Source organism: Nocardia sp. NBC_01377 (genome assembly GCF_045040005.1).
GTDB lineage: Bacteria > Actinomycetota > Actinomycetes > Mycobacteriales > Mycobacteriaceae > Nocardia > Nocardia noduli.
Map to the genome: position 1 here is coordinate 2,124,813 of NZ_CP109566.1, position 17,018 is coordinate 2,141,830.

Below are 17,018 nucleotides of genomic sequence, written 5' to 3' on the forward strand. Positions count from 1 at the left end.
CGGCCGGATCGCGCCCGGTCTCAGTTGCCGGTGCGTACCAGCGTGGCGGCGCCGAACGAGACGTTGAAGCGGTCGCACCACAGATCGGCGCTGACGAACGCGGCGAGATCCAGTTCCGCCGGAACGGCGTAGTTCTGGTTTCCCTTGTTGCCCTTGAGACTTCCGAGATCGACGTGATGTCCGTCGTCGAAGGTGAACCAGTCGTCGGTGACGGTCTGGTCGGTGAGCCAGACTCGCACGTCGGGTCCATCGGAGGTGTCGAGATCCTCGAGGCGCAGCACGCGGCTGCCGTCGGGCAGGCGCAGGACGCGCACGGTGCCGGAGGTGTGGTGTTCGTGCGAGACGAAGGTCCCCTCGGCCAGGACGACCGGGCCCGCGACCGGAGCGGCGGTGGACCCGGTGGCGACCGCCGCGGTGGGCGCGGCCTCGTTCACCGTGGTGTCGACGATCAGCTTCCACGGTTCGAGCAGCACGATCGCCGTCGCGCCGAACGCGACGACCACCGCGGCGACGATCCACGCGAGCGGTGACCGGACCACCCTTGCTACCGAAACCATGACGCACTCCTCGAATTCGTGACCATCGCTGTCGACACCATCGAACCGCGTGGACACCGCGTGTGTCGTGATTCGGCCCCGATGGTCACGGTTCCGTCATGGGTCCTCAGCCGAGCGGTCCGCTTCCGAGAACGACCCGGCCGGTGAACTGTGTCTGCTTGGCCCTCGGCAGCGGATGGAACAGGCTGCCGTGCACGTCGCGGTAGCGCATCTCGAGTTCGCAGGTGCGCGAGTAGCCGACGCCGCCGACGGTTTCGATGGCGAGGCGGACCGTGTCGATGAGGTTCTCGGCCGCGACGGTCTTGCGGCTGAGGGTGCGCGCCGCGTGATCGTCGGTGTTGGCGAAACCCAGATTGTCCGACGTGGCGAACATCGCGTCGACGAGATCCTGCGCCGTGATGTGGGCGTTGGTCATCTCGCCCGCCAGTTGGCACAGGTGCGGATCGGTGCGTCCGGCGACGAGCGCGGTCGCCAGTTCGACCGCCCCGTCGGCGATTCCGAGGTAGGCGGCCATCACCAACGGCATGGCCGCGCCGATCACCACGTTCAGCAGCGGCGGCCAGAGTTCGGCGGGACGGATCAGCGATACCGCCGCGTCCGGCACGAAGACATCCTCCAGCACGACCGAATGCGATCCGGTCGCACGCAGACCCAGTGTGTCCCAGGTCTTCTCGATCCGGATGCCGGGGGCGGCCATCGGCACCGCGCAGTGCAGCACCCGCGGCCCGTCCGGCGCGTCGTCCCAGCGGATACTGGTCACCAGCACGGTGCCCACCTCGCAGCCGCTGGCGGGTGATTTGCGCGCGCTCACCCGGTAGCCGCCGTCGACGCGCTCGGCCGTGCCGCTCGAGCCCACCCAATCCGAGGCGCCGGTGCTGACCAGGATCGCGCCGTCGGCCACCTTCCGGAAGACCGGCGTCGCGTCCGCGCCGTGATTATGCCGCCACACCTGGGTGGCGACCAGATGCGAATGCATGGCGAAGGTGACCGCGGTGGAGGGATCGTGTCTGCCGAGTTCGCGCAGGATCTCGCCCGCCTCGCGGTGGGTCGCGCCGCCGCCGCCGAATTCGATCGGCACCAGCGCGGCCGCGAGTCCGGCCTCGCGCAGCCGGTCGAAGGCCGCGGCGTCGATCTCGCCGGTCCGGTCGCGTTCGGCGACCCCGGGGCGCAGGTTTTCGCCGATCCGGCGCGCCGAGGCGGTCCAGTCGGTGGTGGTCTCGGGAATCGTGGAAGTCGTCATGTTTCGAAGCTACGAATTCCCGCGATAACCGAATAGTCCAGAAAGTGGACTTACCCGGTTCAGAAAGTGGACCCCGCGACCCCGGAGGTGATCGTGTCGGAAACGACCCAGAGCTACGGCCAGTACTGTCCGATCTCGCGCGCGCTGGATGTGCTCGGTGATCGCTGGTCCCTGTTGATCCTGCGCGATCTACTCCTGGGCACCACCCGGTTCAACGACCTGGCCCGCGGCCTGCCCGGGCTGTCGCGCAGCCTGCTCACCAAACGTCTGCGTCAGTTCGAGCGCTCCGGGCTCATCGAGAAACTGGGTACGAACTACGTGATGACCGACTCGGGCCGGGAGTTGGAGCCGATTCTCTTCGGCCTCGGCGAGTGGGGCGCCCGCTGGACCTTCGGCGAGCCGGATCCGCGGGAACTCGACGCCGACCTGCTGGTGTGGTGGATGCACACCCGTCTGGACACCTCGTCGTTCCCCGGCAAGCGGCAGGTACTCGCCGTCCGCTTCACCGATGACATCCGCCGCTACTGGATCGTGATCGAAGCGGGTGACCCGTCGGTCTGCTCCGCCGACCCCGGCTACCCCGTCGACGTCACGATCACCTCGGACGTGGGTTCGCTCTACGAGGTGTGGCTCGGACGGATCCCGGTCGCCCACGCCCAGCGCACCGGCCTGCTCCAGTTCAGCGGCCCGCCCGCGCTGACCCGCAGGATGTCCTCGGTGCTGCGGTTGAGCCCCATCGCCCCGTACACGGAATCCGCGTTCGACGCGCGGCTGAGCAGCGTTCCGGCGTGACACCTTCCGGCATGACCCCGGCGCACGGCGTCATCGTCGACGCGCCGTGCCGACGACGAGGGGCACGATGGTCGGCATTCGTGTCGGCATACGGGTACGCAGGATCACCTCGAGGTGGAAATCGGTCGCGCCGAGCAGGGATTCGAAGTCGCGGTTGGCGTGGCAGCCGTCGGCGAGGCGTCGTTGTACCGGGGTGAGCAGGTCCTGTACGGCGGCGCGCACACCGGTGCCTCGGACGTGTTCGTGGAACAGGAACTGCCCCCCCGGCCGCAGCACCCGGTGTACCTCGGCCAGGGCGCGATCCGGGTCGCGCACCGAGCAGAAGACCAGGGACGCGGTGACGGTGTCGAAGCTGCCGTCGGGGAACTCCAGGGCGTGCGCGTCACCGTCCACCACGGTGATCGGGGCGGCGGGGGAGTGGGCGAGTACCGTGAGCCGGGTGCGCAGCGCCGGATTCGGTTCGAGCAGAACCAGTTCGGTCAGATCGTCGGGGTAGTGCGGCACGGACAGACCGCTTCCCGCGCCGATCTCGAGGGTCCGGCCCCGCGCGCCGGCGAGTTGGGCGCGACGCACACCTGCCTGACCCGCCCGCTCGACGCGGGCCATGAAACGGGGATACCAGCTCGCGAAGAAGCGTTCGCCGAACGTTGTGGTGGTCATGGTGGAAGTCTGCTGCGCGGGTCACCCCGCCGTCATGGCCGTTTCGGGCCATCATCGATGGCCCGAACAGGTGATCCGGGATTCGGGAAGGTGATGTGATGCTGCGTGTCGAGAATCAGGTCGTGCGCTACGTGAAGACCGCCCACGGCGACATCGCCTGTGCCGAGGTCGGCAGTGGTCCGCCGCTGCTGATCGGCGGCTGGTGGTGCGGCCACCTCGCCCTCAACTGGGAGGACCCGCTCTTCCGCGCCTACGTCTCCCGGCTGGCCGAACGATTCACCGTCGTCAGGTACGACCAGCCGGGGCGAGGCCTGTCCGCCGCCGCCGGGTATCCGCGCGATCTGGAGGACGAGATCACCGCGACGGCCGAGATCGTCGACGCGCTCGGAGTGGACCGCTTCGCCGTGCTCGGCGCGTCCTCCGGCGCCGCCGTCGCGGCGGGCCTGGCCGCGCTGCTGCCGGACCGGGTACACCGGCTCGTGCTCTACGGCGCGTTCGCCGACGGGGCCGATATCGCGCCGGAAAGCGCGCGCCGCGCGATGGTGAACGCCGTCTCCGCGCACTGGGGGCTGGGCTCGCGGCTGCTCGCCGATGTGTTCGTCCCCGACGCCGACAATGCCGAGCGCGAACGTTTCGCCCGCTTCCAGCGTCTGTCCGCCACCGCCGAGCAGGCCGCGAGATCGTTGGCCGCCACCTACGAGATCGACGCGACCGAGTATCTGACCGCCGTCACCGCCCCGACGACGGTCCTGCACCGCAGGGGCGACCGCGCGGTGCCGTTCGCGCTCGGCGTCGACGTGGCGCGCCGGGTCCGCCGGGCGACCCTGGTCGAACTGCACGGCGAGGATCATTTCCCGTGGCGCGGCGACGCCACGGCCGTCGCCGACGCGACCCTGCGCGGACTCGGACATCCCGTGCGGTCACGTCCCGCCCTTCCCGGTCCCGAGGCGGTGACCGATCGCGAGCGGGAGATCCTGCGCCTGGTCGCGGACGGATTGACCGACGTCCAGATCGGCGAACGGCTGACGCTGAGTCCGCACACCGTCCACCGTCACATCGCCAACGCCCGCACCAAACTCGGCGTCCGATCCCGCGCTGCCGCCGCGGCGGCGATCAGGAGGGACCGACCGGGCCGGTAACCCGTACCCACGGCCGATATCGGTGGGTCACCGCGCGAGCGATAGGATCGACGCGATTGTTCGGCCGACCGCCGACAACCCGCGCGACCCGCCGACCGAAGGACCATCGGGTACCGGCATCGCGGACGAGAATGTGCTGGCAGCGCGCCGACCGGACGCGCACGGTGCTTCCGTCACCCATCGCGCCGAGTAACCACTACCGACGGGTAACATTGACCCCGTCTTTTCACACCCGGCTTTCTCAGAAGTGAGGCAGTAGATGACAGAGCGGATTCAGGTCGGCGGGCTCCAGGTGGCCAGTGTTCTTCACGAGTTCATCGAGAACGAGGCGCTTCCCGGGACCGGCGTGGACTCCGCCGCGTTCTGGGCCGGTGCCGAACAGGTGATCAACGACTTGGCGCCGCGCAACCGCGCCCTGCTGGCCGAACGCGACGAGATCCAGGGAAAACTCGACGCCTGGCATGCCGAGCACCCCGGCGCGAACTACGACAAGGCCGCGTACAAGAGTTACTTGACCGAGATCGGGTACCTACGCCCCGAACCGGCCGGATTCCAGATCACCACCCAGAACGTGGACACCGAGATCGCGACCACCGCGGGCCCGCAGCTGGTGGTGCCGGTGATGAACGCGCGGTTCGCCATCAACGCCGCGAACGCGCGCTGGGGCTCGCTCTACGACGCGCTCTACGGCACCGATGCCATCCCGGAGACCGGCGGCGCCGAGAAGGGCAAGGGCTACAACAGGGTTCGCGGTGACAAGGTCATCGAGTGGGCGCGTAACTTCCTCGACGATTCGGTGACGCTCATCACCGGTTCGCATATCGGATCGTCGTCGTACACGATCGTGGACGGCGAACTGGAGGTCGGCCTCGAGGACGGCACGAGCATCGGCCTCGCCGACGCGTCGCAGCTGGTCGGCTACCTCGGCGATCCGGCATCCCCGACCTCGATCCTGTTGAAGCACAACGGTTTGCACATCGAGATCCAGATCGATCCCGAATCGCCGATCGGCAGCACCGACAGCGCGGGCATCAAGGATGTCGTGCTGGAATCCGCGGTCACCACGATCATGGATTTCGAGGATTCGGTCGCCGCGGTCGACGCCGAGGACAAGGTCCTCTGCTACCACAACTGGCTCGGCCTGATGAAGGGCGATCTCAGCGAGAAGGTCGTCAAGGGCGACAAGACCTTCACCCGGACCATGAACCCGGATCGGGTCTACACCGCACTCGACGGCAGTGACCTGGTGCTGCACGGCCGTTCGCTGCTGTTCGTGCGCAACGTCGGTCATCTGATGACCTCCGACGCCATCATCGACAAGGACGGCAACGAGGTGCCCGAGGGCATCCTCGACGGCCTGATCACCTCGCTGGTCGCCGTCCACTCGCTCGACGCGAACACCGAGCTGAAGAACAGCCGCACCGGCTCGGTCTACATCGTCAAGCCCAAGATGCACGGTCCCGACGAGGTCGCCTTCACCAACGAGCTGTTCGGACGCGTCGAGGATGTGCTCGGCCTGCCCCGCAACACCCTCAAGGTCGGCATCATGGACGAGGAGCGCCGCACCACGGTGAACCTGAAGGCCTGCATCCAGGCCGCCGCCGAGCGGGTCGTGTTCATCAACACCGGCTTCCTCGATCGCACCGGGGACGAGATCCACACCTCCATGGAGGCCGGGCCGATGGTCCGCAAGGCCGAGATGAAATCCCAGCGGTGGATCACCTCCTACGAGGACTGGAACGTCGACACCGGCCTGGTCACCGGCCTGCCCGGCAAGGCGCAGATCGGCAAGGGCATGTGGGCCATGCCGGACCTGATGGCCGACATGCTGGTGCAGAAGATCGGCCACCCGAAGGCGGGCGCGAACACCGCCTGGGTGCCCTCGCCCACCGCCGCCACCCTGCACGCGACCCACTACCACCTGGTCGACGTGTTCAAGCGGCAGAGCGAGATCGCCAAGGGCGGCGCCCGCGCCACCGTCGATCAGATCCTGGAGATCCCGCTCGCCGCCGACCCGAACTGGTCGGCGCAGGACAAGCAGCAGGAACTGGACAACAACTCCCAGAGCATCCTCGGCTACGTGGTGCGCTGGATCGACCAGGGCGTCGGCTGTTCCAAGGTGCCCGACATCCGCGATGTCGGCCTGATGGAAGACCGCGCCACCCTGCGCATCTCGAGCCAGCTCATGGCCAACTGGCTGCGCCACGGCATCGTCACCGCCGACGAGGTGACCGCCAGCCTGGAGCGGATGGCCCCCGTGGTCGACAAGCAGAACGCTGGCGACCCGAACTACCGGCCGCTCGCGGCGGATTTCGCGGGCAGCGTCGCCTTCCAGGCGGCCAAGGAATTGGTGCTGGAAGGCACCAAGCAGCCCAACGGCTACACCGAGCCCATCCTGCACCGGCGACGCCGCGAGGCCAAGGCACTGAACTGCCTGTGAAACCGCTGGTCCACCTGATGTGACACCGGGCGATCCCCGGCCGGACGATCCGGCCGGGGATCGCGTGTTCACCGGCTGCACAGATACCGATACCTATCCGTTACCCTGGTCGCGACACTGGAGATCGTCGGAGATTGGGTAAGTATGGGAAGCGTTGTTCTCGACATTGTCGCTCTGGTCACCAACCGCGCCGCGTCCTTCTGGAATTGGATCGCGACCGGATCGGCGGGATTCCCCCCGCTCTGAGAGTGCCGATCGAACCGGAAACCCCCGTCCGCCCTTCGGGATCGTGGCCGGGGGTTTTTCGTCGGGTCGGGGCTATGTCGAGCGCGGTGGCCACGACGCCGTTATCTTCTGTGTATGAGCGTCGGTGAACGGACCCGTGTACGTGTCCCGTTCTGGTTCGTCTGGTGGATGGTTCTGGTCATCGGCGTCGTGTTGGTGCTGTGCCTGGTGTCGGTATGGGTGATCGCCATCGAGGGAACGCAGACGAGCAAGGTGGTGCTGTCGGCCCTGCTGGCTGTCGCGGCGGGGATCGCGGCCCTGTCCGCCCTCGTCGGACTGTTTCGCTATCGCGTGGTCGTGCTGAGTCTGACCGCCCCGTTGCTCATCGGTCTGCTGGCGGCGGCGGTCTGGTACGAGATTCCGCAGAAGGGCGCGTGGCAGCTGTCGCACGGCATTCTGGAGGATCAGGCCGTCGACTGCTTCAATCCCGGTGAGCGCACCCGGCTCGGGGTGTACAGCATCCGCTATATCGACCGCCGCGACGGCGGCTGCCTCTTCTATTTCGAAGGGGACGAGAAGAATTCCGAGGGGTTCGGATATTTCCCCGACAGCCCGCCGCCGTATATCGGCCCGCCCGCCGAGCGCGGCATCGGCTACGAGCCCTACCGTATTCCGTGGTACCGCTTCGTCGACAATTCCTGAGCTTGAGATTTAAGGTTGTGGCCCCGGCGTAGCCGGGGCCACACGGGTTTTGCCGACCTCTGGATGTGGCGCGATGTGCCGGTTCTTGCTGCCTTTCGGGCGGCCGGGGCCGGGGCGTGAGGGTTTCGGCGCGCTGGCCGGATTGGGGGTTTTCCGGCGGAGGTGGCGAAACCCGCGACGGACGCGGGCGGGGGTGAGCCGGTGCGGGTCGGTGACGGGTTTCTCCCAGGGGCGGCGCAGGTCGGTGGTGAGGCCGCGTGCGAGCCGCAGCTGGGTGTGGGCGGTGAGGATCAGCCAGGTCCAGCGGTCGCCCTGGGCGGCGGTACGGACCCGGGGCCGGGTCCAGCCGAGGGTTTGTTTCAGGAACCGGAAGGTGTGCTCGATGTCGAAGCGGCGCAGGAACGCCTGCCAGTAGCGGTCCACGTCCGCTGCGGCGCTTTCGGCACGGGATGTCCACAGCCACACCGGTTTCGGGTTTCGGTCGCCGGGTAGCCGATCCACGGTCAACCGGATCAGGGCGCCCTCGATGATCGGTGGCGGACCGTCGAGGTCGGCCCAGGGGCCGCGGTGGGTGAGCCGGGGATGCAACCGGTGCCAGGCAGTGGTGCGGGCGGTGCCGTAGCGAAGGGTGTCGGTGCTGGTCGTGACCGCGGGCTCGGGATGGGTCGCCGGGTCGGCGAGGGTGAACACCGGGCCGTGGCGCGGCGGGCGGCCCGTGCGGGCCCGCGCGGCGGCGGGGAAGCAGAACACCCGATCCGACCGCACCCTACCTACCAGCTCAACCGGCAGATCCGCCAACAGCCACGCCAAGCGGCAGATATCGTAGCCGGCGTCGAACACGATCACGATGTCGCGATCCCCGGGCCGATGATGCCCGGCCGCGCGCAGCCGGGCAACCACGTCGCGGACCTGGGCGGCGGTCACCGCGGTGAGGTCCTCGTCACGGCCGATACGCTGCGCGTCCAGCAGCGCGCACCAGCTCGACGCCCCGGACTCGAGCGCGGCGACGAACGAGTACGGCCAGCCCGGGATCAGCTGCGCGTTGCCCTTGCCGCGCCCATAGGTATGACAGAAACAACGGTCGGCACTGGTCATAGCGTCGGGCCGCAGCCACGGTGACACATCCACCGCCAGCCTGATCCGGCCGCCGCGCTCACACGGGACCGGCAATCCGGTCACCGCCCGCCGCAGCCTGGTGACATCGAGCCGGCCCGCCGCCAGCGCGTCGTACATACCGCCATGACCACGGCGATGCTCGGCCACCAGAGACAACCCGACCAGCGTGGTCACCGGCCCGTCCGCGCACAACACCGCCTCACACAGCTCGAACAACGCATCCGCTCGCGCGCTCGCACACCGGTACAACTCCTGCCGAAACGCCGACAACTCCCCGGCCGCACCCTCGCGACCAGGATCGTGCACACTGTTCATCGAAGCCCTTGGTTCATGAGATTCGTTCTGTAGCAAGATGAATCATCAACCAAGGGCTTCACCCATGATCAACCGGGGCGACCTACCCCAGCTCAGAGGTTAAATCTCAAGCTGAGGGCGCTGGCTTTCCGATCAGGCGGGAACCTGTCCGCCGAGTTGGACGAGCATGACGCCCATGATCCCGATCTCTTGACTCTGCGACTGCAATGTCGCCCGCGCGGCCTCCTTCACCGCGCCGTGGGTGAGTAGGGCGTCCGCCGCGACGGCCATCCGCACGCCGCCCCGATGGTGGCGAATCATCAACCGCAGGAACAGTATTTCGGCCTCCTGTCCGCGCGCGGCGGCCAGCGCGTCGAGTTCGGCTGTGTTCGCCATCCCTGGCATGCCGGTCGAGGGGTCCGACTCGGTACGCGCCGCGTGGTCGTGCCCTGTGGATTCGGTGTGCATCCACAGCATCGGCTGCGGTGACAGCGGACTCGCGTCGGCGAGTCTGAGCCAGCCGAGCATGGTCCCGATCTCGGTCCGCTGCGCGTCGGCGAGTTGATCGGCGAGCCTGCGGATATTCGGGTCGATATCGGGATCGAGCCGTTGGGTCATCCGCAGGGCCTGCTCGTGGTGGGCGGTCATATCCTGGGCGAAGCCGATTTCCACCGCGGTGAGAATCGGTGTGTCGGTGTGCCGTTCGGGCAGCGCGACCGGCCGCAGCGCCGCGCCGAGCACCACCAGGGTGAAGGCGACGGCGACAGCGGCGGCTACCCGGAACGGCGGGAACCGGTGGGACATATCAGGATCCGACGGTGGACTGTTGGTTCGCGGGCGGACTGTAGACGTCGTTGTGCAGTTGCAGCACCATGAAACCGTTGTCGGCGCACGCGACGTAGAGTTGGTCGCCGCGCCATTCCGGCGGCGACATACACCAGTCGGTCGACAGGTCGCCGAAGATGTTGTCGGTGCGCGAAGTCAATGCCGTCGACGGATCGAAATCGCCCTCGAGGACGGCTCGTACGGCCGGTATCACGCCGAGGGCCGGGAATCCGATGACCGACGCCAGCGCGTGCGGCGAATTCCACAGATCGGCGAAGCGCCCGGTGCGGGCCGGTGGATTGAAGTAGGCGATCTCGTGGATATCGCCCGGATCGCGCACATCGAAAACCCTGATACCGGAGGAGATCCATCCGCAGGCCAGCGCCGTCGGATCGTCGGGGCGGTCGGCCGCGCAGTAGTGCGATTCGTAGGCGAACGCACCGCCGCCCATGGACGATCCGATCGCCGCATCCTGATTCTGCGGCAGGTTGATCTCGAGTTTGATCTTCGTCGTCACCTTCGGCGCGGTGTCGTCGGAGACATCGATGAGTTTGACCCCGCCGGAACCGCCCTCGTCCACCGTGTAGAGATAGGGTCGGCCGTCGTAGGTGACCGCGATGCTGTGCTGGGTCGCCTGGCCGTCGGTCCAGAAGATCCGTCCCAGATGCCGCACCTGCGGCGCCGGTTCGCGACGCTGGATCGCGCCGACGTCGAGCACGGTGAAACCGCTCAGCGCCGAGATGTACATGCGGGTGCCGTCCGGGCTGAAACCCATTCCGTGCGATTCGATTCCGGTGAGCCCCTGCCAGATGACCCGGGGGTGCACCGGATCGGAGATGTCGACGGCGCTCACGAAACCAGGCGTGAGGCCCGAAGCCCAATAGGTCGTGCCGTCCGGGGAGAATCCCGCCTCGTGGGTCGTGATCGGCAGCGGCATCAGCAGATTCGTTCCCGCTCCGGGATTCAGCAGTCGCGGGTACGCGCAGTCGGAGATGTCGTAAACGGACAGGTAACCGACACCGACGCCCGCGGGAACCCCGGTGCCGACCAGCAGTTTGCGATCGGCATGGACTTTGAGGCTCTCCCACGTGCTGCCGAGCATCGCGGGTTCGGTGAGTGTCACGGTGGGGCGGGGATTCGCGGGATCGGAGACATCGAGTACCTGGACACCGCGTCCCTCGGCGAACAAATTCCCGGGGAAGAACGATCCCATGTAGGCGCAGTGCTCGAAACTCGTGGAGGTGATGCCCGCGCCCCGGCCGGTGTAGTTACCGACCATCGACATATTGCAGCGGTAGCCCTGGGTACTGCGACCGCTGTCACGATCGGCGGCCGGAACGTCGCCCTGGAGACCGGATTCCGGCATGGACCCCGGCCCGCACTCCGCGCGGGGAACCGCGGTGCGGCCCACGTCGAGGAATTCCCGCACGGCGTCGCCGCCGATGAATTGCGGATTCGCGGAGACGCTACCGGGCAGCATCATCGCGGCGAGGACGCCCGCGACGAGCAGGGCGAGGGGTCTGACCCGGCCCATGGTGGTCAGTGAGCGCATCATCGCGGCTCCTCCGATGTCGTCGTCGGCACTTCCGGAGGCATCTGACTGGGACAGTTGCTCCAGGAACTGAATGGTAGTAACAGCCGGTAACTTCGGGGCCGATTTCGGCGAAATCGGGCAGCGGAGGGTTTTCGGTGCGGTTCGGCGAAGGTCAGACGTTGTCCACGGTCCGCAGTCGCCTCGCGAGCAGGGATTCGCAGCACGCGAGCAGGGATTCGCGCAGTTCGGCGGCACGCTCGGCCAATACCGCCTGCGCGCGAGCGTATTCCGCGCGTCCGGCCGGAGTCTCGATCCGAACCGGTTCGTATCCGAATTCCGTGAGGTCGTAGGGGCTGGCCCGCATATCGAGTTCGCGCGCCGCGCAGGCGAGCTGGAAACATTCGAGCAACAGATCCGAGGGGATCAGCGGCACCAGCTTGAAACCCCATTTGTACAGATCCATATTCGCGTGCAGGCAGCCGGGTTGTTCGCGGGCCACCTGGTCCTCGCGGGTGAGCGGGATCGCGTTGCGGGGCACGGCTTCCGGTGTGAAGAAGCGGAACGCGTCGAAATGGGTGCAGCGCAACGACATCGATTCGACGGCCGCGTCGGTTCCCTTGTGTCCCAGACGCAGCGGCACCTGCTGATGGCGGACGTCGTCGGTGCGGTACACCATCGCCCACTCGTGCAGACCGAAACAGGACAGCTGTGCCGGGCGGGAAGCGGTGGCGCGCAACAGGTTCGCGACGAAGTCGACGGTGTCGGCCCGCCGCTCGAGATACGCGGGATCGGCGGTGTGCGCGCCCGGGTGTGCCGACGGGAACTCCGCCGACTCGTCGCGATCGAGACGGACGTACCCGCGGGCGCCGTCGTATTCCTTCGCGTCGGCGAGCGCGACACCGAACCCCGGGTGCCACCGGCGTAGTTGGGCCGGTTTGTGTCCGTAGTAGGTGAACAGGAAATCGATCACCGGATGGGTCGAGCCCGCTGCCCGGCGGCGAACATAGGGCCCGACGAGTTCGTCGACCGCGGCGGCGTGCGCCTGCGCGTGCGCCCGCCACTCGGATCGATCCAGTACCCGCACCGCGCTCACCGACCGCGGCGAACTCGCCGGTCGCCGTGCGCGATCGGCACGGCGGCGACCGGCGCGAACCGTCGCATCGCCGACGCGAGGCCCGGATCCGGAATCATTCCGCGCCCCGGTGCGTCACGTCCCGCACGGTGCCGACGAACTCCTCCACCAGATCCTCCAGCGCGACGATGCCGACGGTATTGCCCCGGCTGTCGACCACCCGTCCCAGATGGCTGTTGGTACGGCGCAGCCTGGCCAGCGCCTCGTAGAGGGTGGTGCCGGTGCTGACGGTCGGCAGCGGACGAATATCGGTGCGCGGGATGGGGGTGCTCGGGCCCGCGCTCTCGTCGGCGACCTTGTCCAGCACATCCTTGACATGGAGGTAGCCGACGAGCGAGCCGTCGGTGGTCTGCACCGGGAAGCGGGAGAAGCCGGTCTCGCCCACCGCCGACTCGATATCCCCGAGCGTGGTCCCACCGCCGCGCAGCGGCACCGATCGCGTGGAGCCGAGCGGAACCATCACATCGGCGACGGTGCGGTCGGAGGTGCCGAGGGCCTGGGTGAGCCTGCGGTGCTCCTCTTCGTCGAGCAGTCCCTCCGACCGGGATTCGCCGATCATCTCGGCGAGTTCCACGCTGGACACGGTCGCGTCCAGCTCGTCCTTGGGCTCGATGCGCAGCAGTCGAAGACTCAGATTCGCCGCCAGGTTGTAGAAGGCGATCAGCGGGCGGGCCAGCCGCAACCACATCAGGTGGACCGGAACCAACAGCAGCGCGCTGCGTTCGGGCCCGGCGAGCGCGATGTTCTTCGGGATCATCTCGCCGAACAGGATGTGCAGGATGACCACGATGGTCAGCGCCAGCGCGAAGGAGACCGGATGCAGGAGCTGATCGGGCAGTCCGACGACCTCGAACGGCACTTCGAGCAGGTGCGCGACGGCCGGTTCGCCGACGCGGCCGAGCAGAATCGAGCAGATGGTGATGCCGAGCTGAGCGGCCGCCAGCATCATCGACAGGTTCTCACCCGCGCGGATGACCGTGTCGGCATTGCGTTTGCCCTGTGCGGCGAGCGCTTCCAGGCGATCGCGGCGTGCCGAGATCAACGCGAACTCGGCGGCGACGAAGAACGCGTTACTGGCGAGCAGTACGACCGTGAGCAGGACGGCGAGCAGATCACCCATTGCTGTGCTCCGTGTCGTTCACGTGGTCGGGGATGGTGTGTGTCGCGATATCGGCCGTGTCGGACCGCTCGTCGTCCGGGATCGCGTTGCTCGCACGCAACACGTCCGCGGTGACCGGGATCAGGCGCACCCGGTCGATACGTCTGCCGTCCATCCGTTCCACCCTGGCGATCCAGCCGCCGTGGTCGGTTTCGTACGGATGCCGGTTGTGCGCGGGCGAATTCGGCAGCACCACCTCGTCGCCGGTTTCCGGGATGCGGCCCAGGCGGGTCAGCACCAGGCCGCCGAGGGTTTCGTACTCGCCCTCCGGTGCGTCGTATCCGGTGGCCCGCGAGACCTCATCGATGCGGAGCAGTCCGGAACAGTCCCAGCCGTCGCCGACGCGCCGGACGTCGCGTTCCTCCTCGTCGTGCTCGTCGCGCACGTCACCGAGGATCTCCTCGATCAGATCCTCCATGGTGACGAAACCCGCGGTACCGCCGTATTCGTCGACCACGAGCGCGATCTGCATGCCGTCGGCGCGTACCCGCTCGAGCACTTCGTCACCGTCGAGGCTGGCCGGCACGATCGGCACCGGACGCGCCAGGGTCTGCAACGCGATGCTGCGACGCTCGCTCGCCGGATGGGTGAACGCCTGCTTGACGTGCACCACCCCGAGTGTGTTGTCGAGATCGCCGTCGATCACCGGGAATCGCGAGTAGCCGGTGCGGCTCGCCGCGGCGATGAGGTCGGCGATGGTGTCGGATTTGTCCAGCGATTCGATTTTCACGCGCGGCGTCATCAGTTCCTCGGCGCTGCGCTCACCGAATTGCAGCGAACGGTCCATCACCTGGGCGGTGCGCTGGTCGAGCGCGCCGCGCAGCGCGGAGGTGCGTACCAGCGAACCCAGTTCCTGGGGTGAACGGGCCGAACGCAATTCCTCGGCGGGTTCGACGCCGAGATGACGCACCACCCAGTTCGCGGAATTGTTCAGAAAATGGATCATCCACTTGAACACCGTCGAGAAGGCGATCATCGGCCCGGCGGTCATCCGCGCGGTCGCGAGCGGTTTGGCGATGGCGATGTTCTTCGGCACCAATTCGCCATAGATCATCGATAGCGAGGTGGCCAGGACCAACGCCAGGGCGAGTGAGATCCCGTTCTGAGCCCCTTCGCTCATACCGGTCGCGCCCAGCAGCGGCGACAGCAGTTCGGCCAGCACGGGTTCGGCGATAAAGCCGGTGATGAGCGTGGTGATCGTGATGCCGAGCTGAGCGCCGGACAATTGGAACGACAGTGTGCGATGCGCTCGGCGGACCATGCGCGCCGGCGCGTCCCCGTCGCGGGCGTGCGACTCGACGGTGCTGCGTTCCAGGGCGGTGAGGGAGAACTCGGCCGCGACGAACAGCGCGGTGCCCGCGGTGAGGGCGATGAACCCGAGCAGGCTGAGAACGGTGAGTACGACGGCCACGATCAACACCGCTCGTCGAGCGGACAGAGCGCTCTGCTGGGGGCTGATACAGGGGGGATTGCGTGGACTGCTGCGGGAAGGAGAGCGCCGGGTTCGTCACCCGGCTCGGTAGAGGAGCCCTCCTGTGCGGCGCCCTCGGACGCGGGTGACAACTTGTTCCTTTCGGCATGCGGGAGTTCCGTTGCCGGAGAGACCGGCAATCATCATGTTACCGGCACCATGTTACCGGCCCACTCGTCGTGACGTGTGGGCCGGTGTTGTGTGTCCACTGCCGCGTGTCGCTCTACCAACCGCTCGGCAGCGGGCGTCCCTCCGCGAAACCGGCCGCCGACTGCACGCCGAGCACAGCCTTGTCGTGCAATTCCTCGAGGCTGCGCGCGCCCGCGTAGGTGCAGGCGCTGCGCACTCCGGAGCAGATGTGGTCGATGAGATCTTCGACACCGGGGCGCTCGGGATCGAGCCGCATCCTGGAACTGGAGATGCCCTCCTCGAACAGCGCCTTGCGCGCGCGGTCGAAGCCGCTGTCGGTCGCGGTGCGTGCGGCGACGGCGCGTTTGGACGCCATCCCGAAACTCTCCTTGTAGGCGTTGCCGTCGCGGTCGACACGCAGGTCGCCCGGTGATTCGTAGGTCCCCGCGAACCAGGAGCCGATCATCACGTTGGCCGCGCCCGCGGCCAGGGCCAAGGCCACGTCGCGCGGATGGCGCACGCCGCCGTCGGCCCAGATGCTCACGCCGAGTTCCTTCGCCGCGCTCGCGCATTCGGCGACCGCGGAGAACTGCGGGCGGCCGACGCCGGTCATCATGCGGGTGGTGCACATGGCGCCGGGGCCGACGCCGACCTTGATGATGGTCGCGCCCGCCTCGGCCAGATCGCGGGTGCCCCGCGCCGACACCACGTTGCCCGCCGCCAGCGGTACGCCGAGACCCAGATCGGAGACGGCCCGCAACGCCTCGAGCATCTTGGCTTGGTGACCGTGCGCGGTATCGATGACGAGCAGGTCGGCGCCTGCGTCGACCAGGGATTTCGATTTGGCCGCGATATCGCCGTTGATGCCGACCGCGGCGGCGATCCGCAACTGCTCACGCTCATCGATATTGGGCTGGTAGATCCCGGCGCGAATGGCCCCGGTACGGGTCATGACGCCGGTCAGCGTGCCGTCCGCGCCGGTGAGCACCGCGAGGTCGGCGTGCGCGGCGTCGAGCAGGTCGAAGATCTCGCGCGGCGAGAGCGACGCCGGTGCCTGGACGAAATCGGTGACGGCGACATCGCGCAACCGCGCGAAGCGGTCCACATCGGCGCACGAACTCTCGGTGACGACGCCGACCGGCTTACCCGCCTCGACGACGACCACCGCGCCGTGCGCGCGCTTGTGCATGAGCGCGACGGCCTCGGACACCGAACGTTCCGGATCGAGTGTGACCGGGGTGTCGGCGGTGAGCGAGCGGCTCTTCACGAAGGTGATGGTGTCCGACGCGGCGCTGATCGGCAGATCCTGCGGAAGTACGACGATGCCGCCACGGCGGGCGACGGTCTCCGCCATCCTGCGACCGGCGACCGCCGTCATATTGGCCACGACGATCGGGATGGTGGTGCCCGACCCGTCGGTGGTCGACAGATCCACATCGAACCGGGACGCGACATCGGTCCGATTCGGAACCAGGAAGATGTCGTCGTAGGTCAGGTCGTACGGCGGCTGATGCCCGGGGAGAAACTGCACTTGAACGATACTAACCGGCCGCCGATGCCGACGTGCAATTCTTCAGCATTCGATTCGGGAGATAGATCACAC

At 67.7% G+C, this 17,018-nt stretch carries 14 protein-coding genes; 4 read left to right on the forward strand and 10 right to left on the reverse strand.

Annotation, left to right across the window (positions count from 1 at the left end; genetic code table 11):
• Positions 1-20: 20 nt before the first annotated feature.
• Positions 21-557, reverse strand: a complete 537-nt coding sequence (locus tag OG225_RS09620) for a DM13 domain-containing protein (RefSeq protein ID WP_405181347.1) — start codon at positions 555-557, stop codon at positions 21-23.
• A 106-nt stretch (positions 558-663) separates the two neighbouring features.
• Positions 664-1,797, reverse strand: coding sequence for an acyl-CoA dehydrogenase family protein (locus OG225_RS09625; RefSeq protein WP_405181348.1), 1,134 nt, complete (start codon positions 1,795-1,797; stop codon positions 664-666).
• A gap of 93 nt (positions 1,798-1,890) precedes the next feature.
• On the opposite strand from OG225_RS09625, the gene OG225_RS09630 reads away from it, so the two are divergent.
• The gene (locus OG225_RS09630; protein WP_216906701.1) at positions 1,891-2,589 is read left to right on the forward strand and encodes a winged helix-turn-helix transcriptional regulator; all 699 of its coding nucleotides are present in this window, start codon (positions 1,891-1,893) and stop codon (positions 2,587-2,589) included.
• A gap of 30 nt (positions 2,590-2,619) precedes the next feature.
• On the opposite strand, the gene OG225_RS09635 is transcribed toward OG225_RS09630, so the two are convergent.
• Positions 2,620-3,249 carry a class I SAM-dependent methyltransferase gene (locus OG225_RS09635; protein WP_405181349.1) on the reverse strand — a complete coding sequence of 210 codons (630 nt, stop codon included), beginning with the start codon at positions 3,247-3,249 and terminating at the stop codon, positions 2,620-2,622.
• A gap of 98 nt (positions 3,250-3,347) precedes the next feature.
• Here OG225_RS09635 and OG225_RS09640 point away from each other — a divergent pair, with 98 nt between their 5' ends.
• The 3 genes from OG225_RS09640 (at position 3,348) to OG225_RS09650 (ending at position 7,755) form a co-directional block, all read left to right on the forward strand.
• The gene (locus OG225_RS09640) at positions 3,348-4,388 is read left to right on the forward strand and encodes an alpha/beta fold hydrolase (protein WP_405181350.1); all 1,041 of its coding nucleotides are present in this window, start codon (positions 3,348-3,350) and stop codon (positions 4,386-4,388) included.
• Positions 4,389-4,647: 259 nt separating this feature from the next.
• Entirely contained in the window at positions 4,648-6,828 is a 2,181-nt protein-coding gene (locus OG225_RS09645) for a malate synthase G (RefSeq protein ID WP_405181351.1), read from the forward strand.
• A gap of 360 nt (positions 6,829-7,188) precedes the next feature.
• Positions 7,189-7,755: a hypothetical protein gene (locus OG225_RS09650; RefSeq protein ID WP_405181352.1), complete on the forward strand. Its 567-nt coding sequence runs from the start codon at positions 7,189-7,191 to the stop codon at positions 7,753-7,755.
• Between the two features lie 9 nt (positions 7,756-7,764).
• Here the strand turns inward: OG225_RS09650 and OG225_RS09655 are convergent, their stop codons facing one another.
• From OG225_RS09655 to OG225_RS09685, 7 genes are all read right to left on the reverse strand, one after another.
• Complete coding sequence (locus OG225_RS09655) at positions 7,765-9,186, reverse strand: NF041680 family putative transposase (protein ID WP_331758060.1); 1,422 nt, start codon at positions 9,184-9,186, stop codon at positions 7,765-7,767.
• A 132-nt stretch (positions 9,187-9,318) separates the two neighbouring features.
• On the reverse strand, positions 9,319-9,969 hold the full coding sequence (locus OG225_RS09660) for a DUF305 domain-containing protein (protein WP_405181353.1): 651 nt from the start codon (positions 9,967-9,969) through the stop codon (positions 9,319-9,321).
• A gap of 1 nt (position 9,970) precedes the next feature.
• Positions 9,971-11,542, reverse strand: coding sequence for an LVIVD repeat-containing protein (locus OG225_RS09665; protein ID WP_405183229.1), 1,572 nt, complete (start codon positions 11,540-11,542; stop codon positions 9,971-9,973).
• A 154-nt stretch (positions 11,543-11,696) separates the two neighbouring features.
• Positions 11,697-12,608: a 3-methyladenine DNA glycosylase gene (locus OG225_RS09670; RefSeq protein ID WP_405183230.1), complete on the reverse strand. Its 912-nt coding sequence runs from the start codon at positions 12,606-12,608 to the stop codon at positions 11,697-11,699.
• 103 nt (positions 12,609-12,711) lie between these two features.
• Positions 12,712-13,776 (reverse strand): hemolysin family protein, encoded by a 1,065-nt coding sequence (locus OG225_RS09675; protein WP_405181354.1) that lies wholly within the window; start codon positions 13,774-13,776, stop codon positions 12,712-12,714.
• Complete coding sequence (locus tag OG225_RS09680) at positions 13,769-15,226, reverse strand: hemolysin family protein (protein WP_405181355.1); 1,458 nt, start codon at positions 15,224-15,226, stop codon at positions 13,769-13,771. Before OG225_RS09680 ends, OG225_RS09675 begins: the two co-directional genes overlap by 8 nt.
• Positions 15,227-15,509: 283 nt before the next feature.
• Positions 15,510-16,946, reverse strand: a complete 1,437-nt coding sequence (locus OG225_RS09685) for a GuaB1 family IMP dehydrogenase-related protein (protein ID WP_405181356.1) — start codon at positions 16,944-16,946, stop codon at positions 15,510-15,512.
• Positions 16,947-17,018: the final 72 nt, after the last annotated feature.

What these genes read in the sequence shown, in the direction of transcription:
- OG225_RS09620 (WP_405181347.1), bottom strand. Translation starts at nt 557, where the DNA reads ATGGTTTCGGTAGCAAGGGTGGTCCGGTCACCGCTCGCGTGGATCGTC.
- OG225_RS09625 (WP_405181348.1), bottom strand. Translation starts at nt 1,797, where the DNA reads ATGACGACTTCCACGATTCCCGAGACCACCACCGACTGGACCGCCTCG.
- OG225_RS09635 (WP_405181349.1), bottom strand. Translation starts at nt 3,249, where the DNA reads ATGACCACCACAACGTTCGGCGAACGCTTCTTCGCGAGCTGGTATCCC.
- OG225_RS09640 (WP_405181350.1), top strand. Translation starts at nt 3,348, where the DNA reads ATGCTGCGTGTCGAGAATCAGGTCGTGCGCTACGTGAAGACCGCCCAC.
- OG225_RS09645 (WP_405181351.1), top strand. Translation starts at nt 4,648, where the DNA reads ATGACAGAGCGGATTCAGGTCGGCGGGCTCCAGGTGGCCAGTGTTCTT.
- OG225_RS09650 (WP_405181352.1), top strand. Translation starts at nt 7,189, where the DNA reads ATGAGCGTCGGTGAACGGACCCGTGTACGTGTCCCGTTCTGGTTCGTC.
- OG225_RS09655 (WP_331758060.1), bottom strand. Translation starts at nt 9,186, where the DNA reads ATGAACAGTGTGCACGATCCTGGTCGCGAGGGTGCGGCCGGGGAGTTG.
- OG225_RS09660 (WP_405181353.1), bottom strand. Translation starts at nt 9,969, where the DNA reads ATGTCCCACCGGTTCCCGCCGTTCCGGGTAGCCGCCGCTGTCGCCGTC.
- OG225_RS09665 (WP_405183229.1), bottom strand. Translation starts at nt 11,542, where the DNA reads ATGCGCTCACTGACCACCATGGGCCGGGTCAGACCCCTCGCCCTGCTC.
- OG225_RS09675 (WP_405181354.1), bottom strand. Translation starts at nt 13,776, where the DNA reads ATGGGTGATCTGCTCGCCGTCCTGCTCACGGTCGTACTGCTCGCCAGT.